At 63.3% G+C, this 24,948-nt stretch carries 27 protein-coding genes; 11 read left to right on the top strand and 16 right to left on the bottom strand.

Annotation, left to right across the window (positions count from 1 at the left end; translation table 11 throughout):
- The first annotated feature begins 28 nt into the window (after positions 1-28).
- Positions 29-604 (top strand): TetR/AcrR family transcriptional regulator, encoded by a 576-nt coding sequence (locus tag D0Z70_RS12230; RefSeq protein WP_119746753.1) that lies wholly within the window; start codon positions 29-31, stop codon positions 602-604.
- A gap of 79 nt (positions 605-683) precedes the next feature.
- Positions 684-1,529: a TauD/TfdA dioxygenase family protein gene (locus D0Z70_RS12225; protein ID WP_119746751.1), complete on the top strand. Its 846-nt coding sequence runs from the start codon at positions 684-686 to the stop codon at positions 1,527-1,529.
- 41 nt (positions 1,530-1,570) lie between these two features.
- Here the strand turns inward: D0Z70_RS12225 and D0Z70_RS12220 are convergent, their stop codons facing one another.
- From D0Z70_RS12220 to D0Z70_RS12190, 7 genes are read right to left on the bottom strand one after another with little or no spacing between them, the layout of a single operon-like run.
- Positions 1,571-1,882, bottom strand: coding sequence for a type II toxin-antitoxin system RelE/ParE family toxin (locus tag D0Z70_RS12220; protein WP_119746749.1), 312 nt, complete (start codon positions 1,880-1,882; stop codon positions 1,571-1,573).
- Positions 1,883-1,887: 5 nt separating this feature from the next.
- Positions 1,888-2,145, bottom strand: coding sequence for a ribbon-helix-helix domain-containing protein (locus D0Z70_RS12215; protein ID WP_182913942.1), 258 nt, complete (start codon positions 2,143-2,145; stop codon positions 1,888-1,890).
- Between the two features lie 53 nt (positions 2,146-2,198).
- Positions 2,199-3,530 (bottom strand): aromatic ring-hydroxylating oxygenase subunit alpha, encoded by a 1,332-nt coding sequence (locus tag D0Z70_RS12210; RefSeq protein WP_239018900.1) that lies wholly within the window; start codon positions 3,528-3,530, stop codon positions 2,199-2,201.
- A gap of 18 nt (positions 3,531-3,548) precedes the next feature.
- Positions 3,549-4,316, bottom strand: coding sequence for an enoyl-CoA hydratase/isomerase family protein (locus D0Z70_RS12205; RefSeq protein WP_119746742.1), 768 nt, complete (start codon positions 4,314-4,316; stop codon positions 3,549-3,551).
- Between the two features lie 2 nt (positions 4,317-4,318).
- On the bottom strand, positions 4,319-5,575 hold the full coding sequence (locus tag D0Z70_RS12200) for an acetyl-CoA hydrolase/transferase family protein (protein ID WP_119746740.1): 1,257 nt from the start codon (positions 5,573-5,575) through the stop codon (positions 4,319-4,321).
- On the bottom strand, positions 5,572-6,465 hold the full coding sequence (locus D0Z70_RS12195) for an HpcH/HpaI aldolase/citrate lyase family protein (RefSeq protein ID WP_119746738.1): 894 nt from the start codon (positions 6,463-6,465) through the stop codon (positions 5,572-5,574). The genes D0Z70_RS12200 and D0Z70_RS12195 overlap by 4 nt, the downstream gene beginning before the upstream one ends.
- A 14-nt stretch (positions 6,466-6,479) precedes the next feature.
- Positions 6,480-7,646: an acyl-CoA dehydrogenase family protein gene (locus D0Z70_RS12190; RefSeq protein ID WP_119746736.1), complete on the bottom strand. Its 1,167-nt coding sequence runs from the start codon at positions 7,644-7,646 to the stop codon at positions 6,480-6,482.
- Positions 7,647-7,829: 183 nt separating this feature from the next.
- Here D0Z70_RS12190 and D0Z70_RS12185 point away from each other — a divergent pair, with 183 nt between their 5' ends.
- Together D0Z70_RS12185 and D0Z70_RS12180 are read left to right on the top strand one after the other, a co-directional pair.
- The gene (locus tag D0Z70_RS12185) at positions 7,830-8,990 is read left to right on the top strand and encodes a CaiB/BaiF CoA transferase family protein (RefSeq protein WP_119746832.1); all 1,161 of its coding nucleotides are present in this window, start codon (positions 7,830-7,832) and stop codon (positions 8,988-8,990) included.
- Positions 8,991-9,104: 114 nt separating this feature from the next.
- On the top strand, positions 9,105-10,502 hold the full coding sequence (locus D0Z70_RS12180) for an aromatic ring-hydroxylating oxygenase subunit alpha (protein ID WP_239018899.1): 1,398 nt from the start codon (positions 9,105-9,107) through the stop codon (positions 10,500-10,502).
- Between the two features lie 188 nt (positions 10,503-10,690).
- On the opposite strand, the gene D0Z70_RS12175 is transcribed toward D0Z70_RS12180, so the two are convergent.
- Together D0Z70_RS12175 and D0Z70_RS12170 are read right to left on the bottom strand one after the other, a co-directional pair.
- Complete coding sequence (locus D0Z70_RS12175; RefSeq protein ID WP_119746734.1) at positions 10,691-11,605, bottom strand: acyl-CoA dehydrogenase family protein; 915 nt, start codon at positions 11,603-11,605, stop codon at positions 10,691-10,693.
- On the bottom strand, positions 11,605-12,750 hold the full coding sequence (locus D0Z70_RS12170) for an acyl-CoA dehydrogenase family protein (protein WP_119746732.1): 1,146 nt from the start codon (positions 12,748-12,750) through the stop codon (positions 11,605-11,607). The genes D0Z70_RS12175 and D0Z70_RS12170 overlap by 1 nt, the downstream gene beginning before the upstream one ends.
- 116 nt (positions 12,751-12,866) lie before the next feature.
- On the opposite strand from D0Z70_RS12170, the gene D0Z70_RS12165 reads away from it, so the two are divergent.
- From D0Z70_RS12165 to D0Z70_RS12155, 3 genes are all read left to right on the top strand, one after another.
- Entirely contained in the window at positions 12,867-13,187 is a 321-nt protein-coding gene (locus D0Z70_RS12165) for a Rieske (2Fe-2S) protein (RefSeq protein WP_119746730.1), read from the top strand.
- Between the two features lie 248 nt (positions 13,188-13,435).
- Positions 13,436-14,647: an acyl-CoA dehydrogenase family protein gene (locus D0Z70_RS12160; protein WP_119746728.1), complete on the top strand. Its 1,212-nt coding sequence runs from the start codon at positions 13,436-13,438 to the stop codon at positions 14,645-14,647.
- Positions 14,644-15,591, top strand: coding sequence for an acyl-CoA dehydrogenase family protein (locus tag D0Z70_RS12155; RefSeq protein WP_119746726.1), 948 nt, complete (start codon positions 14,644-14,646; stop codon positions 15,589-15,591). Before D0Z70_RS12160 ends, D0Z70_RS12155 begins: the two co-directional genes overlap by 4 nt.
- Positions 15,592-15,594: 3 nt before the next feature.
- Here the strand turns inward: D0Z70_RS12155 and D0Z70_RS12150 are convergent, their stop codons facing one another.
- Positions 15,595-16,608, bottom strand: coding sequence for an aldo/keto reductase (locus D0Z70_RS12150; protein WP_119746724.1), 1,014 nt, complete (start codon positions 16,606-16,608; stop codon positions 15,595-15,597).
- Positions 16,609-16,746: 138 nt separating this feature from the next.
- On the opposite strand from D0Z70_RS12150, the gene D0Z70_RS12145 reads away from it, so the two are divergent.
- The gene (locus D0Z70_RS12145) at positions 16,747-17,649 is read left to right on the top strand and encodes a dienelactone hydrolase family protein (protein WP_119746828.1); all 903 of its coding nucleotides are present in this window, start codon (positions 16,747-16,749) and stop codon (positions 17,647-17,649) included.
- A 44-nt stretch (positions 17,650-17,693) separates the two neighbouring features.
- Here D0Z70_RS12145 and D0Z70_RS12140 read toward each other — a convergent pair whose 3' ends face one another.
- Together D0Z70_RS12140 and D0Z70_RS12135 are read right to left on the bottom strand one after the other, a co-directional pair.
- Complete coding sequence (locus D0Z70_RS12140) at positions 17,694-18,680, bottom strand: alpha-ketoacid dehydrogenase subunit beta (protein WP_119746722.1); 987 nt, start codon at positions 18,678-18,680, stop codon at positions 17,694-17,696.
- On the bottom strand, positions 18,677-19,672 hold the full coding sequence (locus D0Z70_RS12135) for a thiamine pyrophosphate-dependent dehydrogenase E1 component subunit alpha (protein ID WP_119746720.1): 996 nt from the start codon (positions 19,670-19,672) through the stop codon (positions 18,677-18,679). Before D0Z70_RS12135 ends, D0Z70_RS12140 begins: the two co-directional genes overlap by 4 nt.
- 140 nt (positions 19,673-19,812) lie before the next feature.
- Between D0Z70_RS12135 and D0Z70_RS12130 the strand changes: the two genes are divergently transcribed.
- Positions 19,813-20,085 (top strand): hypothetical protein, encoded by a 273-nt coding sequence (locus D0Z70_RS12130; protein ID WP_119746718.1) that lies wholly within the window; start codon positions 19,813-19,815, stop codon positions 20,083-20,085.
- On the opposite strand, the gene D0Z70_RS12125 is transcribed toward D0Z70_RS12130, so the two are convergent.
- Genes D0Z70_RS12125 through D0Z70_RS12110 form a run of 4 tightly spaced genes read right to left on the bottom strand, consistent with a single transcriptional unit; the run spans position 20,082 to position 23,649 of the window.
- A complete protein-coding gene (locus tag D0Z70_RS12125; protein ID WP_239018898.1) occupies positions 20,082-20,819 on the bottom strand; it encodes a DUF2889 domain-containing protein in 738 nt (245 codons plus the stop codon). The genes D0Z70_RS12130 and D0Z70_RS12125 overlap by 4 nt on opposite strands.
- Positions 20,820-20,821: 2 nt before the next feature.
- A complete protein-coding gene (locus tag D0Z70_RS12120) occupies positions 20,822-21,991 on the bottom strand; it encodes a thiolase family protein (protein ID WP_119746716.1) in 1,170 nt (389 codons plus the stop codon).
- The gene (locus tag D0Z70_RS12115) at positions 21,988-22,392 is read right to left on the bottom strand and encodes a Zn-ribbon domain-containing OB-fold protein (protein WP_119746714.1); all 405 of its coding nucleotides are present in this window, start codon (positions 22,390-22,392) and stop codon (positions 21,988-21,990) included. Before D0Z70_RS12115 ends, D0Z70_RS12120 begins: the two co-directional genes overlap by 4 nt.
- Positions 22,393-22,395: 3 nt before the next feature.
- Positions 22,396-23,649, bottom strand: coding sequence for a cytochrome P450 (locus D0Z70_RS12110; protein WP_119746712.1), 1,254 nt, complete (start codon positions 23,647-23,649; stop codon positions 22,396-22,398).
- Positions 23,650-23,866: 217 nt separating this feature from the next.
- Between D0Z70_RS12110 and D0Z70_RS12105 the strand changes: the two genes are divergently transcribed.
- Both D0Z70_RS12105 and D0Z70_RS12100 read left to right on the top strand, forming a co-directional pair.
- Entirely contained in the window at positions 23,867-24,097 is a 231-nt protein-coding gene (locus D0Z70_RS12105) for a ferredoxin (protein WP_119746710.1), read from the top strand.
- A 23-nt stretch (positions 24,098-24,120) separates the two neighbouring features.
- Entirely contained in the window at positions 24,121-24,948 is an 828-nt protein-coding gene (locus D0Z70_RS12100) for a coniferyl-alcohol dehydrogenase (protein WP_119746708.1), read from the top strand.

The following is a 24,948-nucleotide window of genomic DNA, read 5'->3' as shown; positions in this document are numbered from 1 at the left end:
GAGCGCCAGCGGCACGTATGCTGGAGACATGGTCCAGAAACGTCGCATCGGGGCGGAAAGCTCCGAAACCCGCGCCCGCATTGTCGAAGCCGCTGAACAGGTGATTCGCGATGAAGGCTATGCCGCCGCCAGTTCCCGACGCGTTGCGCTGCGCGCCGAACTGCCGCCCTCTCTGGTCCATTATTACTTTCCGACCACCGACGATCTGCTGCTGGCCGTATTCCGGCGTGGCGCAGAACAAAGCGACGCGATGATCGAGCAGGCATTGGCCAGCGACGATCCGATCCGGGCGCTGTGGCGCTTTTTTTCCGATACCAGCCGCACCGCGCTGGCGATGGAATTTGTCGCGCTGGCCAATCATCGCAAGGCAATCCGCGCCGAAATCGCTCGCCACAGCGAAGCGATGCGCGCGCGCCAGACGGAATGTTTTGAACGCCTGCTAGGTGACCGGCTGGCGCAGCACGGGGTCAGCGCGGCGGGGTTGAGCCTGCTGCTGGCGAGCGCTGGGCGGGCGCTTGTCATGGAAGGCGGGCTGGGTGTCGCAGCCGGACACGCGGACGCGCGGCGGGCGGTTGAACAGTGGCTGGACGATCTGCTGGCTTAAAAAATGAGAGGTGTTGACTTTTTGCGCGCATGATGCTGAACATGTGTTCAACGTACAGGCAGATTGAGGAGAGTCGGACATGGCAACCACCGCGATCACGCGCTTCGCGCATGAAGAGATCAAGCCGAAGATCGGCAGTCGCATCCTGAACAGCAAGGAAGAGTTGCTGGCAGGCGATCTTGGTCCACAGATTCGCGAATTGTTGGAACAGAGCGGCGTGCTGGTATTCCCCAAGATCGACTTTAACGACGATGAGCAGATTGCCTTCACCAAGACGCTGGGCACGTTCGCGCCGGAAATGCAGGACGGCACCAATCACAAAATTCACAAGATCACGCTGGACGTGAAGGAAAACCCGCAGAGCGCCGAATATCTCAAAGGCTCGCTCTACTGGCATATCGACGGCACGATGAACGACACGCCGATCCTGGCGTCGTTGCTGTCGTGCAAGGTCAAGGCGACCTGGGGCGGCAATACCGGTTTCTGCAACACCTATGCAGCCTATGACGCGCTGAGCGACGAGCAGAAGGCCGAATATGAAAAGCTGCGAGTGATCCATTCGGTCTGGGCGACAGTCTTTTATTATGAGCCGGAACCGAGCCTGGCGAAGATCCAGGGGATGCAGCGGATCGGCGAGAATGAACTGCCTTTGGTGTGGAACCACAAGTCGGGCCGCAAGTCGCTGGTGCTGGGCTGCACCGCGCATCGGGTATTGGACGTAACCCCAATGCGGAGCGCGGAAATCCTCGTCGGCCTGCGCGAATGGGCGACGCAGGAAGAATTCAGCTACAGCCATGACTGGAGCGTGGGCGATCTGGTGATCTGGGACAATACCGGCACCATGCACCGCGCCGAAGCCTATGACCCGACATGCAACCGGATGATGCACCGCACCAAGTTGCAGGGCGAAGAACCGTTTGAATAAGCGGCGGTAATTTGGACGGCTTGGAAGCGTTTGTTTGCGTATCATGGCAGATCGTCGCGGAAGCGATCCATCTGGTGCATCCGCTCGTGGAGGAGGGTGACGATCCCGATGGTGCCGTCCGGCAACAAACGCCAATAGATGTAATGATGTTCAAACCGGCAATAATAGCCGTCCACACCAAATTCCGCCGGGATCGCGCGCCACATGACGCCCCGCCCCGCGATCGCTTCAAACTGGCCGAACAATGCGCGGATATAATGTTCAGCCTGCGCTTCGCCCCAGGTGTCGCGAGTGTAGATATAGATTTCGTCCAGCCGACGGCCCGCCGCTTCCTGTACCCGGTATGTAGCCATCGGTTTTAGGGACGACGGTTGCGGGCGATGACCGTTTCGGCATCCAACGTCTGATAGCTTGAATCCTGTGCGGCAAAGGCGCGTGTCAGTTCGGCTTTCAATCGGGCGAAATGATCGGCTTCCACTCGCTCCTTGTCGCGGCGGATCAGGTCGCGGACATATTCGCTGACATTGTCATAGGCTCCGGCGTCACTGACATTGGCGGCTACGAAGTCGCTGAGCGCGCCGCTTACCCGCACGTTGAGCGTCATAGGTTTGGACATGGCGCTTTCTCCCTGTCCTCAATATAATGAATATCGAGGACAGGGCAAGCAGGTCAATCGATCGGTCGGGGTCCGCCCGTCCCCATGTAGCGCGCCAGATTCTGGTGCAGGCTGGCGACCGATCGCTCCATATAGGGATTAGGCTGGGTGCCGCGGAAGCCGACATTTTTCATGCCCTGCTGAACCGCCGCCATGTTGGTGAAATCCTGTTGCAAAACCGGGGGCCAGGCTTCGGGCGGGGTATATTCCCACTCGGTCGCGGGCGCTTCGCCTTCCGGGAACAGTTCATAGACCGCAGCCTCAAAAATGCATTTGTCCGGGTCGCCCTGATAGGGGCGGGCCGAATAGCATAGCATGTTGTTGACCGCATGGCCGATCTGGAAATTGGGGAATATCTGCCAGGCGGTGCCACTCCTGGCGGTATGGGCGGGTTCGACCACCGGCCAGAATACGCCGCGCTTTTCATCGTCGGCGCGGGCGGACGCGAGCCAATGTTGCAGCACCTGCGGCGCGGGGGTGCCTTCGGGCAGTTCGTCCTTCAGTCGGGTAGCGGCGTTGACCAAAGTCATCGTCGTGTTGGTATTGGCATTTTCCCAGGTAAAAAGCTGCATCTCCGCCGTAGACAGGCGCGGGTCCTCGCCCGACCCGATGCGCAGCTTGGCCTGATTCTCGTCCATATTTTTGGGCGCGTCATAGCCGATATTGCTGTGCAGGCCGTGCTGGCGCGCCCAGCCGCGAAATTCGCCGAATGCGTTGAATTCGGGGTGGGTGGTCTGGACATGATAGGTTTCGTTGAACGCTTCCAGCGCGACCTTCCAGTTGCAGTCGAAGATGATCCATTTGCGCCAGCGATAGCGCATATTCGCAAGGCCGAACGGGTCAAGCATCTCCGGCACGACGCCCAGATAGTCGGTAAGCGATTTCGCATCGGGATTGAGCGTGATCCAAGCCCAGCCGCCCCATGTATCGACCTGCACCTTGCCCAGCGCCGTGCGCTCCGCCGTCAGCTTGCCCTGCCAGTCGTCCTGATGGTTGACGAAGCTGCATTGCCCGGCCCGGTCGAAGGTCCAGCCGTGAAAGCCGCAGATGATGCTCGTCCGGTTGCCACGCGCATTGCGGGCGCCGGGCGGCGTGTCGATCAGGCGGCGGCCGCGATGGGGGCAGACATTGTGGAAGGCGCGCAGCTCGTCCGGGCCGATGCGCGTGACGATGACCGAGTCTTCGAGAATATCGTAGGTGACGAAGTCGCCGACATTGGGGATGTCCTCCAGCCGGGCGGCCTGTAGCCAGACCTTGCGCCAGAGCCGGTCCTGTTCGGCACGGGCATAATCGGGCGACACATAGGCTTCGACCGGGACGGTGACCGGCTTGGTGAGATCTGTCATAACATCCTCGCTTGTCATCTATCGGCCCTGCCAGTTGGGGGGGCGTTTTTCGGCGAAGGCGCGTGGGCCTTCCTGCGCGTCCTGGCTCATATAGCTATGTTCGGAAGCGGCGCGGGCGGCCTGGAGCGCCGCGGCGCGGCCCATTTCGGTGGCCAGCATCACCGTGTCCCGCCCTGCCTTCACCGACAGAGGCGCGCCGTCGAGTATCTCGGTGGCCAGGGCGATTGCCGCGTCCAGCAGCGCTTCGGGTTCGGCCAAGCGGTTAACGAGGCCGATCTCATAGGCGCGCTGGGCGGTGATAGGCTTTCCGGTCAGGATGATCTCCATCATGATCCGCTGCGGAATCATGTGGATGAGCGGTGCGGCCCAGGGGGAGGCGCGGCCGACCTTGACCTCGGTAATGGCAAAGCGCGCGCTTGTGCTGGCGACGCAGAGGTCGCAGGCTTGCGCGATCATCCAGCCGCCCGCGAAGGCGACACCATTAACGGCGGCGATGGTCGGCTTGCTCAGTTCAATGCTGTCATAGGGCAAGGGGAACATGGCGCGCGACGGAACGGTCATGCCGGTTTCGACCATTTCCTTCAGATCGCCGCCCGCGCAGAAAGCCTTGTCGCCCGAACCGGTCAGGATGGCGACGCGCAGCGCGGGGTCGGACTCAAACCGCGCCCAGGCATCGCGCAGCCCTTCGCGGACTTCGCGGCTGAGGCAGTTGCGCTGGTCGGGACGGTTGATCGTGAGGATGGCGATGCCATCGGCGCGGGCGTCGAAAAGGACGGCGTCGGTCATGATCAAAATCCCCTTTGCGTAATGACATGGGCGGCCCGGTCCAGTTCCTCGCGAAAGTCGGGATGGGCGATGGCGATCAGGCGGCGGGTGCGTTCGGCGAGGCTCTGCCCCTTGAGTTCGGCTGCGCCATATTCGGTGACGATGACGTCCACATCGGTGCGGGCCGTGGTGACGGGGCCGGAGAGTTGGGCGACGATCTTGCTGAGCGTGCCGCCCTTGGCCGAGGCGGACAGGGCGATGATCGAGCGGCCGCCGGGCGATCGGCTGCCTGCGCGGACGAAATCGACCTGGCCGCCGGTTCCGCCCAGATAGGCTGCGCCCGATTGTTCGGCATTGACCTGTCCGGTGAGGTCCACCTCCAGTGCGCTGTTGATGGTGACGAGACGCGAGAGGCGGCCCAGCACCGCGGCGTCATGGGTGTAGCTGGTCGCGCACATGCGGATTGTGGGGTTGCGATGCGCCCAGTCGTAGAGGCGCTTGGTGCCGATCAAGGCACCGTTGATCGAGACGCCGGGATCGACTTCCTTGCGGGCGTTGGTGATGACGCCTGCTTCGACCAGATCGACCAGGCCATCGCCCAGCATCCCGGAATGGAAGCCCAGATCCCGGCGATCATGGAGCAGGCGCAGGATCGCGTCGGGGACGGCCCCTACCCCGGTCTGGATGACAGCGCCGTCGCCGATATAGGCGGCGCAGTGGCGGGCGATGGCTTCGTCGGTCGGGCCGATGGCAGCGGGGGCGACTTCGACCGGGGGGCGGTTGACGGGAATCGCGACGTCAATGGCGGAGGCCGGGATGGCTTCGCCCGGTGTGAAGGGGACAGCTTCGTTGATTTCAGCGATGACGATCCGCGCCTTGTCCACGGCGGCGCGGACATAATCGCTGATCAGGCCGCAGCTATGATTGCCATTCTCATCCGCAGGGCTGACCTGAATCATCGCGACGTCGCAGGGGATGATCCCGGCGGTGATGAGCGGGCCGACCTGGCTGACATGGACGGGGATGACCTGGAGCTTGCCTGCCTTGGTCATCGACCGCAGCGCGCCGATCGCGCCCATGCTGGAGAGGGCGAAGCTGTCGGCAGTGGCGGGGGTGAAGAGGCCGGAGAAGCTGGTGGCGATGAAGGCGGACAGGCCGGGAATTTCCCAACCCTGTTCGATCAGCGCCTCGACCAAAGTGGTGGGTTCGCCGCAGGCCTGGCCCAGGACGATATGGTCGCCGGGCCTTAACCCGACACCAAGCTGGACATATGTGGTCATGTTGCACCGGCCTGTTTGAGCAGTTGTTCAGCACGGCTGAGATAGGGGCGATCGAGCATCCCGCCCTTATAGCCAATCGCGCCCACGCCGGGATTTTTGGCAAATATATCAACGATTTCCTGCGCCTGGGCGATTTCCTTGGCGGTCGGAGTGAAGGCGGCGTTGATGACGTCGACCTGCGCGGGATGGATCGCCAACATGCCGCGATAGCCGTCGCGACGGACCTTTTCGGCGCGAGCCTTGAGACCATCGAGATCGCGGAAATCGCCCTGGATCGTTTCGATCGCGGTCACGCCAGCGGTGGCAGCGCCGAGCAGGCACATGGAGCGCGCCAGTTCATAGGTGAAGCCATAGCTGCCGTCCGGGTTGCGGTTGTCGCTGGCCCCGATCGAGTCGGCCAGATCCTCCGCCCCCCAGGTCAGCGCGACGACGCGCGGCGCGCCCTTGTAGCTGCCGGTGTGGAACATGGCTTCGGCGGTTTCGGTGACCAGCACGATCAGCGGGGTCGAGCCTTCATCGATGCCATGGGCGACTTCGAGGGCGGAGAGATAATGATCGAGCCGATCGACATCCTGCCGGCCATAGACTTTGGGCAACATGATGCCACCGGGTCGGGCAGGCATGATCGCGGCGAGATCAAGCAGCGTATAGGGTCCGTCCAGCGGGTTGATCCGCACCCACAGACGTTCGCACCCCTCCGTGCGGCTGGCCAGGAAATCGTGGACCATTTGGCGCGCGATCACCTTATTTTCGGTCGCGACGGCATCTTCCAGATCGAACAGCGCAATATCGGCGGCGCTGTCGGCGGCCTTGGCCATTTTCTTGTCGCTGTCGCCCGGCGCGAACAGCCAGGAGCGCATCTTGATCGAGAGGGTAGCGGGGGTAGGCATGATATTCTCTCCGGTCAGTAGGATTTGGGCAAGTCCAACACTTTTTCGGCGAGAAAGTTAAGTATCATATGCGGGCTGACCGGCGCGGTGCGCGGAATCAGCACTTCGCGCAGCAGCCGTTCGACATGATATTCCTGCGCATAGCCCATGCCACCCAGCGTCAGCATGGCGGTGTGGCAGGCTTCAAACGCAAATTCGGCAGCAAGATATTTGCCCGCATTGGCCTCGACGCCACAATCTTCGCCTTTGTCGAATTTGGTTGCGGCCTGCATCACCATCAGGTTCGCCGCTTCCAGCTGCGCCCAGCATTTGGCGAGCGGGTGCTGGATACCCTGATTCATGCCGATCGGCCGGTCGAACACGATGCGTTCGCGGGCATAGCGCGCCGCGCGCTGGATCGCGTTGCGGCCGATGCCGATCGCTTCGGCACCCAGCAATATGCGTTCGGGGTTCAGGCCTTTGAGGATGATTCGGAAGCCCTGGCCCTCTTCACCGATCCGGTCCTCTTGCGGGATGAAAAGATCGTTGATGAACAGCATGTTGGAGCCGACGGCGTGGCGGCCCATTTTCGGGATCAGCCGATGTTCGATCTTCGTGCGGTCCATCCTGGTAAAGAAGAGCGACAGGCCGTGGGTCTTGTTCTCCACCTCGTCGATCGGGGTGGTGCGGGCGAGCAGCATCATCCGGTCGGCGACATGGGCGTTGGTGATCCAGATCTTCTCGCCATTGACGCGGTAGCCGCCAGCCTCCCTCCCGGCGCGGGTCTTGAGCTTGGTCGTATCCAGCCCGGTATTGGGCTCGGTGACGGCAAAGCACATCTTTTCTTCGCCCGACAGGATCGGCGGGATCATCCGCTGCTTCTGTTCCTCCGTGCCGAACTGGTCGATCGGCTCCAGGCTGAATACCGGGCCGTGGATGGTGGAGGCGGCGGTCATGCCGCCGCCCGCTTCGGCCACGGCCTGCATCATGATCGCCGCTTCGGTAATACCAAGGCCAGCGCCGCCGACGGATTCCGGCATGGCCACGCCCAGCCAGCCCGCCTGTGCCATCGCGCGGTAGAAATCGACGGGAAACTGGGCGTCATGATCGCGCGCGAGCCAATAATCGTCGCTGAAGGCGCTGCATTGGGCGAGCACCGCGTCGCGAATATTCTGCTGGTCGTCGGTAAAGGCAAAATCCACGTTTCTGGCCCTGCTTGCCGCGCCGTCAAGGCGCCGGTTTTCCTAAGTTCGGGCTATCAGTGGCGAGCCGGACGCACAATCGAACAGCTGTTCAACATTTTACATATCGGTGGGGCGAAGTGGTTGCCCATGGCGTCGGCCCGCACCTTGTTTTAGCCCGATGGCATGAAACAGGAGAGCGAAATGGGCGAGCCGAAGGCACATGGCGGGCCGCTGACCGGGGTGCGGGTGGTCGATCTGACCGCGATGGTCTTTGGTCCCTATGCGACGCAGATCATGGCCGACATGGGCGCGGACGTCATCAAGGTGGAGCAGCCGGGGGGTGACCAGACCCGGTTCATCAACAGCGGCAACGCACCCGACCTGGGCGGGGTGTTCACCAACGTCAATCGCGGCAAGCGCAGCATCGTGCTGGACCTGTCTCAGGAGGCCGACAAGGATCTGCTGCGCGCGCTGATCGCCACCGCCGACATCTTCATCCATTCGATGCGCGGCAAGGCGATCGCCCGGCTGGGGTTCGATTATGCCGCGGTCAAGACGATCAGGCCCGATATCGTCTATACCAATTGCTATGGTTACAGCCGCCGCGGGCCGAACTGCGACAAGCCGGCCTATGACGATACGATCCAGGCGGAATGCGGCATCCCGCATTTGCAGGGATTGATGACCGGCAAGCCCGATTTCATGGCGACGATCATCGCCGACAAGGTGGCGGGACTGACCGGACTTTATGCCACGATGATGGCGCTGTTCCACCGCGAGCGCACTGGCGAGGGGCAGGAGGTGGAAGTTGGCATGTTCGAGACGATGGCCGCGTTCATGCTGACCGAACATGCCAGCGGGATGCTGTTCGATCCGCCGATGGGACCGGCCCATTATCACCGCGTGGTCGCGCGCAACCGCAAACCCTATGCGACCAAGGACGGCTATGTCGCCGCGCTCATCTATAATGACAAGCATTGGAACGCCTTTATGGGTGCGGTGCAGCCGGAATGGGCGAGCGAGGAATTTGACAGCCTGCCCAAGCGGGCCAAGCAGATCGACCGGGTCTATGGGTTGCTGGGCGGCACCTTTGCGCAGCGGACAACCCAGGAATGGCTGGATTTGCTGGAATCCCTGCATATTCCGGCGGCGCCTTTGCGGACCACTGACGAGCTGTTCGAGAATGAACATTTGAACGCCATCGGCTTTTTCGAGACGGTGGAGACGGAGCATGGCGCAGTGCGCTTTCCCGGCGTGCCGACATGGTTTTCCGCGACGCCGGGGAAGGTGGCAGGCGGTGCGCCGGGGATAGGCGCGCATGGGGATGAGGTGCGGAGGGAGATCGGCAGGCCTCCCTTATAAAGCGAGACATTTCCACCGCCACGGCGATGATGCGGGGGGTGTGCCCGATCCGTCTTGAACGGCCCTCTCCAGTCTTTACCCTTCGCCCTCAAAGCTAATAGCGGACAGGGTGATATGGCAGAGGTTATGGCAGCGACGACATCGGTTCCGTTCGAAATTACCGATCCCGAGCGTATCCCCACGCCGCGCTATTATGATGAAGGCTTCTACAAGCGCGAGTGCGAGGAGTTGTGGCCGCATGTCTGGCAGATGGCCTGCCGCGTCGAGCAGGTGCCGGAAATTGGCGACTGGATCGAATATAGCAACCTTGGCCAATCGGTCATCATCGTGCGGACCAAGGAGGGCATTCGCGCCTTTCACAATGCCTGCCGCCATCGCGGCGTGCCGCTGACCGAGGGGAGCCACGGCAATTGCAAGGGCAAGGGGTTCATCTGCCCCTTCCATGGCTGGCGCTGGAATATCGAGGGGAAAAATACCTTCGTCTATGGCCGCCATATGTTCAGCGAAGGGCAGCTGGATGAAGGCGATCTGGCGCTGCGGCCGTGCCGGTCGGAAATCGAGATGGGCTGCGTGTTCATCAATTTCGATGATGACGCGCCGGGATTGCGCCAGCAGCTGGGTCCGCTGGCCGCTGGCCTTGACGCCTATCATGCCGATTCCATGCGGGCGGAATGGCAGTTCGCCACGGTGCTGCCCGCCAACTGGAAGATCGCGATGGAAGCCTTCATGGAAGGCTATCATGTCATGCGCACCCACCCGCAATTGCAGCAAAAGGTGCCGATCCTCTATAATATGATGTATGGCATGGACACGGGCGGGATTGGTGTGCCGATCAACCCCAACCGGTCGATGAAAGAGAATATCGTCGATCAGGTCGAGCATCTGCAATTGCTGAGCGATGGCATGGCGGGGATGTGCCATGCCAAGGATGTCGCAGTAGCGCGCACGCTGATCGATGTGGAACTGCCCGACGATCCGGGGCAGGCGATCATGCAATGGTTTGGCATGCTCAACCATTGCGTGACGCAGGCGGCGCTGGCGCGGGGCGAACCGGCGGCGGACCTTAATCACATTGCAGTCAACACGCCGGTCAAGGCGGTGGAATATATCTTCCCCAATTATTTCCTGCTGCCGTTCCTCTCCAGCATGGCGGCCTATCGTATCCGCCCGCTTGGCCCCGAAAGCTGTCTGTTCGAGCTATGGTCGCTGACGAATTTTCCGGTGGGGCAGGAACCTGCGCCGGTGATGGAAGCCGTGATGCTGCCCTATGACAGCGATCAGTTCCCGATGATCCCGCGTCAGGACTATGGCAATATCCCGCTCCAGCAGAAGGGGCTGCACGCCAAGGGTTTCGACTTCATGCGGCTGTCGAAAGATATTGAGGGGCTGATTTCCAACTATCAGCGGATCATCGACGGCTATCTGAAGGGCGTGGAGCCGGAGAAGCTGAGCGCGGCGACGCAGAAGCTGGCGGGGAATTTCGACGGGCCGATACTGGATCTGGGGTTCTGAGGCGCGCCCTTACTCCGTTCGTGCTGAGTAGGGACTGAGCGAAGCCGAAGGCCCGTATCGAAGCATCAAACGCTGTGCTTGATCCTTCGATATGCCATTTCGACTTCGCTCAATGCCTGTCCTGAGCGCCTGCCTTGGCAGGCAGTCGAAGGGGCTACTCAGGACGAACGGGGTGAGTGGGTTACAGTTCAGCCCCAAAGCGCCTCTGCCGCCGCGAGTGCCTGCCCGCCGCGGCCGCGCAGGTCGCCGATCAGTGCCTTGAGGCGGTAGGTCCACAGGTGGAGCGGATGCTCCAGCGTCACGCCCATCGCGCCGAAAAATTGGTGGAAATCATAGACAGTGGCGCGGGCCGATTCTTGCGCGTGCAGCGCGGCGAGCGCGGCGTCGCCGGGGTTGAGCGTCGCAGCGGCTTTGAGTGCCAGCCAGCGGACGCCATTGGCGCGCACTTGTGCTTCGGCAAGGCGATGGCGCAAAGCCTGGAAGGTAGCGAGCGAGCGGCCGAATTGCTGGCGGTCGGTGACATGGGCGACCGTGCTGTCGAGCGCAGCGGCGAGCAGGCCGGCGGCTTCGGCGGCTAGCGCGATGCGCCAGCGGGTCAGGACTTGACTGGCGGGGATGGCGTGCGAGGTGCGGTCGGTTGGCACATCAAGCAGCGTGGCCATGGGGTAGCCGTAGAGCGCTTGCGCTTCGGCGCGAACCTGCGCGGCGGTGGCGGTGAAGGTCGAGACACCGGACGGGCCGACGAGCAGCACGGTGGCCCCTTCGCGCAGGAAGCGGACGGGGCGCGTGGTGCGGCCTTCCTCCACCAGGCAGAGCGGGCGTGGGAGGTCATCGCCAAGCAGCGGGCGGATCAACGCGCTGGCGGCGGCTTCGACCGTTTGCGGCAGGCGGGCGAGGCGTTCGACGACCAGCGCGGCGGATACCGCGCCCAGATCGGGATCGAAACCGATGTCGAGGAAGCCGCCTTCGGCAAGATCACGGTCAAGCTGCGCGTCCGGCAAAGCGAAGCCTGCTTCATGCAACGATGCGCCCGCATAGGGGCGGGACAGCGTGTCGATCGCGTCGAGGATCGCGACCTGATCGTCGGTCAGGGACAGGTCCATCAACGCGGCTCCCGTGGCAATTTGAGGACATCGGTGGCGATGATGTTGAGCTGGATTTCCGCTGCGCCTGCCGCGATGCCCGCAACGATGCCGCGCTGGTGGTGCATTTTGAGATAGGGATGCGCGTCGGCCAGGGCTTCGGGCAGATATTCGACGATGAATTCGCACACACGTCGTTCGGCCATGACGGTGGCGAAACGGGCGGAGCTGGATTCCGCGCCGATCGCTTCCCCCTTGGCGCGGCGGTCGACGATGGCGTAGCTGGCCATGCGGGCGGCTTCGGCCAGCGCGGCGGCATGGGCGGCTTCGATTTTCACCGCTTCGCCGTCAAATTCACTCTGTGCTTTCAGCACCGCAACGGCGCGGTCGAGCGCGGCGCGGGCCAGCGCGTAACGCGGGATGCCCAGCCTTTCGTTGGTGAGCGAATAGCCGATAATCTCCCACGCCTGTCCTTCGTCGCCAAGGCGCGCGGTGACGGGGACGGTGACGTCATCGAAAAAGACTTCGTGAATATCGCCTTCGCCGATCAGCGAGGGAATTTGCCGGACGGTGATGCCGGGCGTGTCCATCGGCACGAGCAGGATGGAGATGCCGCGCTTGCGGTCGTCACTGGTGCGGCAGACGAGGAAGCAGGTATCGGCGAGGCCCGCATAGCTGGTCCAGATTTTCTGGCCGTTGACGCGATATGTGTCTCCATCTCGCTCGGCGCGGGTGCGCAGCGAGGCAAGGTCGGAGCCGGAGCCGGGTTCGGAAAAGCCCTGGCACCAGAGCGCCTTGCCTTCCGCAATCGGGGGCAGGTAGCGCGCCTGCTGGTCGGGGGAGCCGTAACGGATCAGCGTCGGGCCGATCCAGTTGACGTTCATATATTGGCCACCGCGCGGTTCGCCCGCGATCCACATTTCTTCGGCCAGGATCGTCTGGTGCCATGGGTCCAGCCCCTGCCCGCCCAGCGCTTCGGGCCAGTGGGGGATCAACAGCCCCTGTTCCGCCAGCGTGCCGCAGAAGCTTTCGGCAAATTTGGTGAGCGCGGGCGAGGCCGGGCCGTGCTGCGAGAAACGCTCCCAGTCGTCCGGCAGCGTATCGGCCAGAAGCCTGCGCAGCCGGTCGCGGAAGGCGGTTTCCTGTTCTGTCCAGTCAAAGTCCATATCTCAGTGATTACGGGATGCAGCCGGGCGAGAATAGACGCGCACCCAAGAGAACGCCCCGGTGATATGGCGCATGGAGGCTTGGACAAGCGCGGTGCGGCGGTAGAATTGGGGTCATGGATAGGAACGATGCCCGCTTCACCCCCCTGCTGCCGCTGGACGATGTGCCGGACGGCAAAGCCGTAGGTGTCGAGGCAGGCGGGCGCGCGATCATGCTCTGCCATTTTGAGGGTCGTATCCATGCGCTTGATAATATGTGTTCGCACGCGCAGGAGCCGCTGGCGTGCGGGCGAATGCGGCTGGGCTGGATCGCCTGCCCCGCCCATGGCGCACGGTTCGATCTGGAAACGGGCGAGCCGCTGACCGGGCCAGCGCGCGACCCGATCGCAACCTATAAGGTGCGGGTGGTCGACGGGATGATCGAGGTGGCATTGTAAGAGTCTGTCTCGAAATGCGGAAAAAGGCGCATTTCGGTTGCCGCACCGGCCCTCACCCCCACCCGACCGCCCACAGAGTGTATCCTGAATGGGAGGTCGGGTGGGGATGAGGGCTGGTGCGGATGCGCCAAAGGCGCATTTCGAGACAAATTCTATGCCATCGCCTTGGGGATATTGCGGCTGCGCCCCTTGCGCGAGAGGGCCGAACTGCTGCCTAGCTGATCCATAATGACTGGAGGCACGGGACTTTGAGCGACGCACTGGACAGTTTGCGGCAGGAGGTGCGCGACTGGCTTGCCGTTCATGCGCCAAAGGATTGGCGCGCGCGCAGCACGAGCGAGGCAGCCTTTCTGGAGTTGCAGCGCAGCTGGTTCACGACGCTGGTCAAGGGCGGCTATGCCGTGCCGCACTGGCCGGAAAACTGGCCGGGCGGCGGGCGATCACTCGCCGAGCAGAAGGTGATCTACGAGGAACTTGCGCGGGCCGATACGCCGCGCCTGCTCCTGTCCTTCATGTCCACCTATCATGCCGCCTCCACCCTGTTTGAATGGGGCAGCGAGGAACAGCAGCAACGCTATATTCCGCGCATATTGGAGGGCGAAATCTGGTGTCAGGGCTTTTCCGAGCCGGGCGCAGGGTCGGACCTGGCAGCGCTGCGCACGCGGGCCGAGCGCCGACCTTCTTTTTCGGGTGGCGGCGACGTCTATGTCGTCAATGGCCAGAAGCTCTGGTCGACCATGGGGCAATTTGCCGATCAATGCCTGTTGCTGGTGCGCACGAGCAGCGAGGGCGTGAAGCAGGCGGGGCTGACCTATTTGCTGCTGGACCTGAAAAGCCCCGGTGTCACCGCGCGGCCGATCCACCAGATTCATGGCGACGAGGAATTTGCCGAAATCTTCCTCGACAATGTCGAGATACCGGTCGCCAACCGGCTGGGCGAGGAAGGGCAAGGCTGGGCCGTGGCGCAATCGACCCTGTCGTCCGAGCGCGGGCTGACCCTGCTGGAGCTGAGCGCGCGGATGCGCGGAGCATTGTGGCGGATCGGCGATCTCATTCGCGCGAACGGGCGTAGCGAGGATGCGGGCGTACTGCGCGATTTCGGGCGGCTGGCGAGCAAGGTCGATGCGACCTGCGCAGTGGCCGACCAGTTTCTGGCCAATCGGATCGCGGGCGAGGAGCGAGTCGGTGACGCCTCCATCGTCAAGCTCGCCTATTCGCGCACGCTGCGGGAATTTACGTCGCTGGGGCTGCGGATCAGTGGGCTGGATGCGCAATATCATGCGCCGATCACCTTTGGCGGGGGGATGGAGACGGGCAACTGGATGGCCGATTTCATGAACAGCTATGCCTGGACGATCGCGGGCGGCAGTGACGAGGTGCAGCGCAATATCATTGCCGAACGGCTGCTGGGGATGCCGCGCGAACCCAAAAACTGGGTCGTGAAGGAGGGCGCGGCATGAGCATGACCAGAGCCGAATTGCAGGACGCCGCGACCAAGGCGTTTGACGGCGACCTGACCCCCGATGCGGCACATAGCTGGAACCTGATCACCGATATGGGATGGCTGATGATGGCCGTGCCGGAGGATCAGGGCGGACTGGGCCTGGGGCGAGAAGCGGTGGGCGTGATCCATCAGGCGCTGGGGCGGACATTGGTGGCGGGTCCGGCAATCGCGCAGATGCTGGTGATCGATGCGCTGAGCGCGGCTGGCGGGCAGGATGAATTGCTGGGCCGGGCGATGGCCGGCGAGATAATGTCGGCATCGCTGGCCGAGGGGCTGCGCGCGGTGCCGGATGCGGACCGGGCGAGTCATGTGTTGCGGGTCGAGGCGGGGCGCATATCGCTTCTGCCGGTCGAGGGGCTTGCGCTGACGGCGCGGGCGACCTGGGACAAGACGCGGCGGCTGTTCGATGTCGATGCGGGCGATGCTGTTGGTGTCGTGCTGGCACAGGGGGATGCCGCGACGGCGCTGGCCGATCGGCTGTCGGCGCTGCGCAGCGTGGCGCTGGCGGGCGATTGTCTGGGCGGGGCCGATGCGGCGCTGGCGATGACGACCGACTATCTGGAGACGCGGCGGCAGTTTGACCGGCCTCTGGCGTTGTTTCAGGCATTGAAGCATCGCGTCGCCGACATGAAAGCCGCGCTGGCCGCGGCGCAGGCGCTGTTCTGGGCGCGCACCGAGGATTCAGCGGCGGACGCTGTTACGATGGGGGCGATGAAGGCCCATGCGGCCAGCATCTATCGGCTGATCGCCGAGGAGGCGATCCAGCTGCATGGCGGCATTGGTCTGACGATGGAGCATCCCTGCCACCTGTTCCTGAAACGCGCGACGTTGAATGCGGCGCTGGGCGGGGATGGCGATCAGTGGGAAGAGGCAGCGGGGCGACGGGCGCTCAACGCCTGACCATTACTCAAGCGGTTCGCCGTCCCAGGTTTCGGTGTCGATCTGCGCCTGCGCGGCGCGGGGATAGCGCGGGCCGGACACGGCACCAAAGCTGAACAGCGTATCGACCGCCGCCAGCGTGTCGGCGGACAGGTCGATCGTCAGCGTCGCCATATCCTCGTCCAGATGGGCGATGCTGGTGGTGCCGGGGATGGCAACGATGTAAGGGCGGCGCGACAAGACCCAGCCGAGTGAAAGTTGCGCCATGGTGCAGCCTGCGTCCGCCGCGATCTGGCCGAAGGCGGTCGCGAGCTGGAGATTATGCGCCAGATGGGGGGCGTGGAAGCGCGGCATGGAGGCGCGAACGTCGCCCGGCTGCACGCCCTCCGGCCCCACTCCGCCCGCCAGCACGCCGCGTGCGACGGGCGAGAAGGCGACAAAGCCGACACCCAGTTCGCCGCAAGCGTCCAGCACCGCGACTTCGGCATTGCGGCTCCAGGGCGAATATTCGGTCTGCATCGCCGCGATCGGGTGAACAGCATGGGCGCGGCGCAGCGTCGCGGCGGACATTTCCGACAGGCCGATCGCGCCGATCTTGCCCGCCTCCGCCGCACGCGCGAGCGCGCCGACCGACTCCTCGATCGGGACATTCGGGTCGAGCCGGTGGAGGTAATAAAGGTCGATATGATCGACGTTCAGTCGCTGGAGCGAATCCTCCAGCGTGGCGGCGATCGCCTGGGGTGAGCCGTCCAGCCCGCGCTTGCCATCCTTGCCGCCCAGCACGCATTTGCTGGCGAGGGTGAAGTCGTCGCGCCGGTGCATCAGCGTGCGGCCCAACAGTTCCTCATTGGCGCCAAAGCCGTAGAGGGCGGCGGTATCGAAAAAGTCGACCCCGACGTCGAGGGCATAGCGCAGCAGCCGTTCGGCCTGGTCCGGTTCAGGCCGGGGCAGATAGGCATGGCTCAAATTCATGCAGCCAAGGCCGATTGCCTTGACCGTGAAGGGACCGATGGTGCGGGACGACAGCGGGGCGCTCATGTCGGGGGCAATATCCTGTGTCTGTGGGGTCGGCTCCCCATAGCGAGGCTTTGCGGTCGGGGGCTATGAGTTTTTCTTGGCTTGATTGCGAAAGGCGGCAATACACTGCGGCGGCGGGCAGGATGGAAGGACAGCGACATGACGCAAGATGCCGACAGGAAGGGAGCCGCCGCCTATCCGCGCGCGGTGCTGGATTTGTTCGATGCCTATGTGCATGGCGCGATCGACCGGCGCGGCTTTGTGACCCAATGCGCCGTCCATGTTGGCAGCGCGGCGGCGGCCACGACGATGCTGGCGGCGCTCAGCCCCGATTTCGCGCGGGGGCAAGTGATCAAGCCCGACGACAGGCGGATCGCGATCAGCCATGTCGATATCGCCTCGCCTGCGGGCAATGGCACGGTGCGCGCCTATGTCGTGCGGCCTGCGGCAAAGAAGGCCGCAAAGCTGCCGGTCGTCATCGTAGCGCATGAAAATCGTGGGCTTAACCCGCATATCGAGGACATCGCCCGGCGGCTGGCGGTCGATGGCTATATGGCGGTCGCGCCCGACGCGCTGACGACGATCGGCGGCTATCCGGGCGATGAGGACAAGGCGCGGACCGCCTTTGCGACGCTGGACCGAGCCAAGATTGGCGAGGATTTTGTCGCGGCGGCAACCTATGCCCGGACGATGGCGGGGAGCAATGGCAAGATTGGCGCGGTCGGCTTCTGCTTTGGCGGGTGGATTGCCAACCTGCTGGCGACCAGGCTACCCGACCTGCGCGCCGCGGTGCCCTTTTATGGCAGCCCGCCGACGCTGGCCGACGTGCCGAAGATCAAGGCGCAGTTGCTGATCCATTATGGCGGCAATGACGCGCGGACCAACGCGGCCTGGCCCGATTATGAGGCAGCGCTGAAACAGGCCGGGACGCGCTACCGGGCTTATATTTACGATGGCGCGGAGCATGGCTTCAACAACGACACCACGCCGCGTTTCGACAAGGCGGCGGCGGACCTGGCCTGGGCGCGGACTTTGGCGCTGTTCCGGCAGACGATTGGCTGACCCATGGCTGTCCCGCCCGATGTGGCGGGACAGCCATGGGGGTGTCAGGCCATCAGTGCCTTGACCGTTTCGACCACCTGATCGGGCGAGACGATATAGGCGTCCTCCAGCACCTTGGCGAAAGGCACTGGCGAGTAAGGCGCGCCGAGGCGACGGACCGGGGCCTTCAGCTGGCCGAACAACTCCTCGCTGATGGTGGAGGCGATTTCGCCGCCGGGGCCGAAATGGCGCACCGCTTCATGAGCGATGACCGCGCGGCCCGTCTTGGCGACCGAAGCCAGCACGGCTTCCTTGTCCCAGGGCGACACGGTGCGCAGGTCAATCAGTTCGACCGAGATGCCCGCTTCCGCCAGCGGAGCCAACGCCTGCTGGCAGCGAATGACCTGCGAGGACCAGGAGATGATGGTGACGTCGGTGCCTTCCTGCACCACGCGCGCCTTGCCCAAGGGGATGGGGGCAAGATCGTCGGGGACTTCGGCCGGGATGAACAGCGACCCTGCCGATTCGATGAAGATGCAAGGGTCCGGGTCCTGAATGCAGGACAGGAGAAGCCCCTTATAGTCCACCGGATTGGAAGGGGCGACCACCTTGATCCCCGCCGCATGCGCAAACCAGCCTTCCAGATGGTCGGCATGTTGGCCCGCCGTCTGCCAGCCAGCGCCGGTGAGGGTGCGGATGGTGATTGGCACGGTGCTTTGCCCGCCGGACATGAAGCGCAGCTTGGCGGCATGGTTGAAGATCATGTCCATGGCGACGGCGGTGAAGTTCATCAGCATGATTTCGGCGACCGGCTTGTAACCGGCCAGCGCTGCGCCGATGGCGGCACCGATGATCGCCTGTTCCGAAATCGGGGTCGATTTCACGCGGTCATCGCCGAATTTGGTCGACAGGCCAGCGGTCGCGCCCGTGACGCCGCCACCTTCGCGATCGGCAATATCCTCGCCCAGCACGATCACCTTGTCATCTTCTGCCATCGCCTGATGCAGCGCTGCATTGACGGCCTGAAGGCTGTTCATCTTCTTCGCGCTCATGCCGGGATCTCCTGCGCAAAAACATCGCGGCGGAGTTCGTCCACCGATGGCAAGGGGCTGGCGAGACCGAATTCCTGTGCGTCCTCAATCTCGGCTTCGATGGTGGCCTGCATCGCAGCGAGAGACTCCTCGGTTGCGTGGCCCTGTTCGACCAGCCAGGCCTTGAAGGCGGGCAGCGGGTCTTTCGCGATCGCCGCCGCTTTCTCTTCCTTGGTCATATATTTGTCGTCGTCGCCCAGCACATGGCCGTGGAAACGGAAGGTCTTGCACTCCAGCAGTGTCGGCCCTTCGCCTTCACGGGCGCGGGTGATGGCTTCGTGCGCGGCGGCGAACATCGCCAGCGGGTCATTGCCGTCCACGGTGTGGCCCGGCATTCCGTAGCCGATCGCGCGCTTGGCGATGAAGTCGACCGATGTGCCATTCTCATAGCGCGTATGTTCGGCAAAGCCGTTATTCTGGCACACGAAGATCACTGGCAATTTCCATACCGACGCCAGATTGAGCGATTCATGGAAAGCGCCGATATTGGATGCGCCGTCGCCGAAATAGGCGATGGTAACGCGCTTGCTGCCATCCAGCTTGGCGGCCCAGGCCAGGCCATTGGCGATCGGCATGGAGGAGCCGACAATGCCGGTCGTGACCATGACGCCGCTTTCGGGGTGGGTAAGGTGCATCGGCCCGCCCTTGCCCTTGCAGGTGCCATCCACCCGGCCGGCGATTTCCGCCCAAAGCGGGCGCAGCGGCATGTCTTTCGCCACCATGTCATGGATGCCGCGATAGATGGTGCAGATTTTGTCATCGTCGGTCATCAGCGATGACAGGGTGGCGGGGATCACTTCCTGCCCACGCGCAGAATAATAGGGCATGACCAGCCGCCCAAGGCGAATGGTCTTGCGGATGGCGTCGTCGTTGCGCTCGATACGGATCATGCGCCGGTAGATATCTACCAGCTGGTCCGGGGTAGGCGCCGGGGCGTTGCTCAGCTCTGCCATGATGTCCTCAAGATGGCCAATGGGATGCCTCCTTGAATTGGCGCTCAGGGGGAATTGGTCAACTCGCCGGGGCGATATGTGGGCGGCGCCTTGCAATGGCCGGGTGGCTACCCAAACTGGGATGATGGAGAAGGACGCGCATGACCGACAAAAGTGATAGCATCAGGCAGGCAACCGAGCGGGTGTTGCAACTGGAAGGCGAGCTGGAGGCCGAAGGCGCAGCATCAACGCAGGGCGACGAACTGGCCCATGCCCGCGCGATGCTGCACCAGTGGATCGACAGCGTGGTGGCGGTGGTTTCCTCGCCCGGCGTTGGCCGCGTATCGCTGATCCATGACGATGGGACCGAATCGCGGATATCGTCACCGGGCCTGCCGTTTCGCCTGTCCCGTCCGGCGCGCTTCGACAGCTAGCGGGACGCGAAACTGGCCCCGTCAAAATGATCGAGCGGGACCAGCGGCGCGGCTGTGAAGTCGATCACCTTGCCGACGCGCACGGCCTTGGCCGCATTGTCGGGCTGGAAGGTGAAGCAGTTGGGTGGCACCCGGCTGGCGGTGGATTGCCGTTCCATGGGGATCAGGCGGCCATTGGCCAGGATCGCGCCCCATTGCAGCAATTTGGCGGCTTCGCGGCTCGGGCCATCCAGCCCCTCGATCCAGTCGCGCAGCTTCATGATCGACAGGCCCGCGATAGCGGCAGGGGCTTCCATCACATGATTGCGGTGGGCGACTTGTAGCACAACAACGCCGTTGCGGCGGATTTCGGCAATCGCCAGCCCATCGACGGGATCGCAGGTGACGATGTCATAGAGGGTGGGGTCGGCATCGGTTATATGGGCCGCCGCCAGCACGGTCAGGTCGTGGAGATGGGTACAGTTTGCCTTCTTTTCGCCGCGCGCCGCGACATCGGCCAGTGCCACGCCGGTGAAGGTTGCCACCAGCACCGCAGGCGCGCCGGGGCAGGTGGTCCAGGGCACGCGCTCCATGACGGACTCGACGCCGGTGATGACCGTGCCGTCATGGCGCAGGGTGACCGCCATGCAGTGATAATCATCCTCCAGCGCCGCAATCACCTGCCCAGCCGACGGCGTGACCCGCAAGCGCCGCCGGAAGCCGGGCAGCGCGTCGAGCGTGGCGCTGTCCATCATGCTTAGTCCTTGGCCAGCAGCAAAGCCGCCGCCATGGGACCGCCGCCTGACGTGGCGATGGCGACGCGGGGATCGCCGCCAATCTGGCGTGCGCCGCCCTCCCCGCGCAACTGGACCACCGCTTCATAGGCAAAGCCAAAGCCGTGGAGACGCCCCCAACCCAACTGACCGCCGCCGGTATTCATCGGCAATGCGCCGTCGCGGGCGATGCGGGTGCCGCCTTCCAGAAACTGGCCGCCCTCGCCCACGTCGCAAAAGCCCAGCCCTTCGAGCCAGGTGATCGGCTGGAAGGCGAACCCGTCGTAAAGCTGGACGGTATCGACGTCCTTGACGGTATAATCGGTGTTGCGCCACAGGTCGCGGCCAGTGGGATAGGCACCCGCCCATTCGGCCTGGTCCCAGCTATAGCGTTCGACCGACCCGGCACTGGCGGCGATGCGGATGGGTGTGGCTTTCACATCCCCCAACGCCTCGCCCGCCGACACGATCACGACGGTCGAGGCATCGGTGAAACGGTCGCAATCATAGAGGCAGAAGGGCGTGCTGATCATCCGCGCGGACATATAATCGTCCATCGTCAGGGGCTTCTTCACCAGAGCGCGCGGGTTGATCGCGGCATTCGCATGGTCGTTGAGCGCGACCTGCGCCAGTTGCTCGCGGGTCAGGCCGTAGCGCTTCATGTGGCGCATCGCATATTGCGCCGTCCAGTTCGCGGCGGAGAAAGCGCCGAATGGCGACACCCATTGGGAGTTGCCCGACACATCCTTGCGCCGTTCCATCGGCGGGAATTCTTCCGGGCGTGCCATGGCTGCGGCTTCATAGACAGTGCGGAAACAGATGACATGGCGGGCCAGCCCTGCTTTCACGGCATTGGCGGCTTCGATGATTGCGCCCAGTTGCGCGGTCGATTCCGCCGCGCCGATATGCCAGCGGGTCTTGAGCCCCAGCACCTCGATCAGATCGTCCGAACTGACGGGAGAGAAGCCCAGGAAACTGGGCATCTTGCCGGGATAGGTGGCGACGCCGTCAATCTGGTCAAGGGTCAGGCCCGCGTCAGCAATGGCTTCGCGCACCGCATCGACCGTCAACAACAAGGGCGAACGGGTCAGGCGGACGCCAACGTCGGACATGCCGATGCCGGTGATATAGGCTTCGGGTTGCGCCATGATCAGGCGACCTTTTCAAACAAGGGGAACCAGATGCCGTCCTGTTCCTCGAACACCACATGCACCTTATCGTCTATGTCCACGGCATCGACCGGGCTGCCGATGATATTGGTGGTGAGATAGACCCCCGGCGCATCGTCCAGCTTCACCCGCGCTATGACGAAGGGGACGTCCATATCCTTGGCCCAGGCCTGATGATTGACGGTGTAGGTGTCGATCGTGCCGGTCCCCGCTACGGCATGGGGGGCGACATTTTCCGACTGGCAATGGCGGCACATCTCGCGCGGCGGATGGGTATATTGGCCGCAATCGCTGCAGCGGGTGATATGCAGCTTCCCGTCCGCGCCCCCGGTCCAGAAGGCGCGGTTTTCCCGGTCAAGGCGCGGACGGGAGCGTTGCCATGCCATGGGTCAGACGTCCCAAACCAGATGCAGGCTTTCAATGCCGATGACATGGCCGCCATGGAATACCGTCGGATGATCCGGATCGAGCCGGAATTCGGGCATCCGTGCCAGCATCTCTTCATAGAGGACCTGCAATTCTACGCGGGCAAGGTGCGAGCCAAGGCAGCGATGCGGGCCGACGCCAAAGGCGATATGGACATTATTTTCGCGATCAAGGTCATAGACGTCGGGCTGCGGAAATTCCTTCGCATCCAGATCTGCGGCGGGCAGGAAGAGTTTGAGCCAGTCGCCCGGCATCAATGTCGCACCGGCAAGCTGCGCTTCCTTCTTCACGATCCGCATCGGCACAGTGAAGGTGTAGCGGCGCAGCATTTCTTCGGCGGCTTCGGCGATCAGCTTTGGATTGTCGCGCAGCTTGCGTTGCAACGGCAGGTCGGTGGCCAGACCGCGCATGGCCAGCCCCATGCCGTTCATCACCGTGTCGAGACCAGCGATGAACAGAAGCACACCGTAATTTTCCATGTCGGCCAGCGTGGTCGGCTGGCCATCAATTTCCAGCTTCCACAGCATGGACAGGATATCATCTTGCGGATTGTCGCGCCGGTCCAGCACGGTGTCGCGCATGGCCGCCGCGATCTTTTGCAGGCGGCGCATCGAGCCTTCGCGATCACTGTCGATCGCCTCCATATGCTCCTTCACGATGGCGCGATATTCGGGCAGCCGGTCGAGCGGCAGGCCGAGCATTTTGAGGAACACCTGCACCGGCAACGGTTCGGCGACGGCGGCCATATATTCGCATCGGCCAGCGGGCTTCATCTCCTCGATCAGGGCAGCGGCCAGCTCACGGATGCTGTCGCGCAACGCGGCGATCGTCTTGGGCGAGAACACCTTTTGCAGCGGCTGGCGATATTTGGTGTGTTCGGGCGGATCGAGCGTGATCGGAATCGGCTGGGGGATATGCGGCGCGCCGGGCGGCAGCGAGGCGAGCAGTGCCTTCATCCTGTCCTGCGGCACAAATTCGCTGGAATAGGTTTCGGTGTCGCGCGAGGCTTCATGATTGGCCGCATGGGTCAGCGCAACCCAGCCGCCGCCGTTGCGCGGGGTCCAGAATACCGGCGGCGCGCTGTGCAGCAGGTCGAGGATGCGGGCGTGCGGATTGGCCAGCAGGCCGGGATCGGCGTGGATATCGAAATCATAGACCAGCGCGTCCGGCACATGGGCGGGCTTGGGGGCGACGGGGCTTAGGGCGGCGTGGACCATGTGAATCTCCGGCAATCCTGCATCTTGTTACAACCGGTGTCGCGCGCAGCGCCGCCAAAGGCAAATGTCCGCCGCACATCGCCCCACGATACCGCACCGACGATAGACGCAGCCACCAGCGCCGCCGCCGTATCGTGGCAGCGATTGAGCAGATGGCCATGTTGATCGACACATGTTTCTCCTTTCTAAGGACAGCAAGCTTTGCGGGAGAGACCCCATGAAAATTCGTATCGAAAAGGCCGGTTGCGTGGGCAATGCCCGCTGCGCCGCTGTGTCGGAAACCCTCTATCCGCTCGATGACGATGGCTACATCGACACCGAAGGTTTCGACGTGCCGAAGGGCGAGGAGCGCGCTGCGAAAAATGGCGCGCGGGCCTGCCCGGAACGGATCATCTTCGTCGAGGAAGATGACGGCAGCATCAGCTGGCCCCCCGCGGCCAAAGCCTGACAACAGATAGTGGAGAGCCGAAAATGAGCGACCTATTGGGCTATAAGGGCAAGCGCGTCGTCGTGAGCGGCTGCTTTTCCGGCATGGGGGAGGCGACGGCAAAGCTGTTGCTGGAGCTGGGCGCGGAAGTGCATGGGCTGGATTATAAGGACAGCGCGTTGCCGCTGGCCTCCTTCCATAATGTCGACCTGCGCGATCCGGCATCCATCGATGCAGCGGTCGCCGGTATAGGCGGCACGGTGGACGCGCTGTTCAACTGTGCGGGGCTGCCGCAATCCTTCCCCGCGATGGACGTGATGAAGGTCAATTTCATCGGCCTGCGCCATCTGACCCAGCAGGTGCTGCCGCTGATGGGGCCGGGCGGGGCGATCGCCAGCATTGCATCGACGGGTGGCCTGGGCTGGAGCCGCCGGATACCGACCAATATGGAATTTGTGACGACCAAGGGCTTTGACGAAGCGTTGGCCTGGTGCGACGCCAATATGGATATAGTCAAGGAGGGCTACAGCTTCTCCAAGGAGAATGTGATCGTGTGGACCCAGTTTATGGGCGCGCACCTGATCAAGCAGGGTATCCGCATCAACTGCACCCTGCCCTCCCCTACCCAGACGCCGATGATGGCCGCATTCGAGGCGACGTCGGGCAAGGATGTCGTTGCGGCGGCGGCTGAACCGATGGGTCGCTATTCGACGCCGGAGGAACAGGCCGCCGGGCTGGTGCTGATCAACAGCGATCTGGCCAGCATCGTCAATGGCGTCGTGTTCCCGGTCGATGGCGGCTTCATGGGCGGGGTCGCCACCGGACAGGTGGACCTGAGCGTCATGATGCGCCGTTCCGCGCCCGCGCAATAA

Source organism: Sphingobium terrigena (assembly GCF_003591655.1).
In the GTDB taxonomy this organism is placed as follows: domain Bacteria; phylum Pseudomonadota; class Alphaproteobacteria; order Sphingomonadales; family Sphingomonadaceae; genus Sphingobium; species Sphingobium terrigena.
The sequence above is the reverse complement of the archived record's forward strand: the minus strand, read 5'-3'. Positions and strand labels throughout refer to the sequence as shown.

Coding starts and splice junctions, on each gene's coding strand:
- D0Z70_RS12155 (WP_119746726.1), top strand. CDS start 14,644: ATGAGCATGACCAGAGCCGAATTGCAGGACGCCGCGACCAAGGCGTTT.
- D0Z70_RS12175 (WP_119746734.1), bottom strand. CDS start 11,605: ATGGACCTGTCCCTGACCGACGATCAGGTCGCGATCCTCGACGCGATC.
- D0Z70_RS12225 (WP_119746751.1), top strand. CDS start 684: ATGGCAACCACCGCGATCACGCGCTTCGCGCATGAAGAGATCAAGCCG.
- D0Z70_RS12135 (WP_119746720.1), bottom strand. CDS start 19,672: ATGGCAGAGCTGAGCAACGCCCCGGCGCCTACCCCGGACCAGCTGGTA.
- D0Z70_RS12145 (WP_119746828.1), top strand. CDS start 16,747: ATGACGCAAGATGCCGACAGGAAGGGAGCCGCCGCCTATCCGCGCGCG.
- D0Z70_RS12165 (WP_119746730.1), top strand. CDS start 12,867: ATGGATAGGAACGATGCCCGCTTCACCCCCCTGCTGCCGCTGGACGAT.
- D0Z70_RS12170 (WP_119746732.1), bottom strand. CDS start 12,750: ATGGACTTTGACTGGACAGAACAGGAAACCGCCTTCCGCGACCGGCTG.
- D0Z70_RS12150 (WP_119746724.1), bottom strand. CDS start 16,608: ATGAGCGCCCCGCTGTCGTCCCGCACCATCGGTCCCTTCACGGTCAAG.
- D0Z70_RS12100 (WP_119746708.1), top strand. CDS start 24,121: ATGAGCGACCTATTGGGCTATAAGGGCAAGCGCGTCGTCGTGAGCGGC.
- D0Z70_RS12125 (WP_239018898.1), bottom strand. CDS start 20,819: ATGATGGACAGCGCCACGCTCGACGCGCTGCCCGGCTTCCGGCGGCGC.
- D0Z70_RS12180 (WP_239018899.1), top strand. CDS start 9,105: ATGGCAGAGGTTATGGCAGCGACGACATCGGTTCCGTTCGAAATTACC.
- D0Z70_RS12215 (WP_182913942.1), bottom strand. CDS start 2,145: ATGTCCAAACCTATGACGCTCAACGTGCGGGTAAGCGGCGCGCTCAGC.
- D0Z70_RS12130 (WP_119746718.1), top strand. CDS start 19,813: ATGACCGACAAAAGTGATAGCATCAGGCAGGCAACCGAGCGGGTGTTG.
- D0Z70_RS12105 (WP_119746710.1), top strand. CDS start 23,867: ATGAAAATTCGTATCGAAAAGGCCGGTTGCGTGGGCAATGCCCGCTGC.
- D0Z70_RS12110 (WP_119746712.1), bottom strand. CDS start 23,649: ATGGTCCACGCCGCCCTAAGCCCCGTCGCCCCCAAGCCCGCCCATGTG.
- D0Z70_RS12205 (WP_119746742.1), bottom strand. CDS start 4,316: ATGACCGACGCCGTCCTTTTCGACGCCCGCGCCGATGGCATCGCCATC.
- D0Z70_RS12185 (WP_119746832.1), top strand. CDS start 7,830: ATGGGCGAGCCGAAGGCACATGGCGGGCCGCTGACCGGGGTGCGGGTG.
- D0Z70_RS12230 (WP_119746753.1), top strand. CDS start 29: ATGGTCCAGAAACGTCGCATCGGGGCGGAAAGCTCCGAAACCCGCGCC.
- D0Z70_RS12200 (WP_119746740.1), bottom strand. CDS start 5,575: ATGACCACATATGTCCAGCTTGGTGTCGGGTTAAGGCCCGGCGACCAT.
- D0Z70_RS12220 (WP_119746749.1), bottom strand. CDS start 1,882: ATGGCTACATACCGGGTACAGGAAGCGGCGGGCCGTCGGCTGGACGAA.
- D0Z70_RS12210 (WP_239018900.1), bottom strand. CDS start 3,530: ATGACAGATCTCACCAAGCCGGTCACCGTCCCGGTCGAAGCCTATGTG.
- D0Z70_RS12115 (WP_119746714.1), bottom strand. CDS start 22,392: ATGGCATGGCAACGCTCCCGTCCGCGCCTTGACCGGGAAAACCGCGCC.
- D0Z70_RS12195 (WP_119746738.1), bottom strand. CDS start 6,465: ATGCCTACCCCCGCTACCCTCTCGATCAAGATGCGCTCCTGGCTGTTC.
- D0Z70_RS12140 (WP_119746722.1), bottom strand. CDS start 18,680: ATGAGCGCGAAGAAGATGAACAGCCTTCAGGCCGTCAATGCAGCGCTG.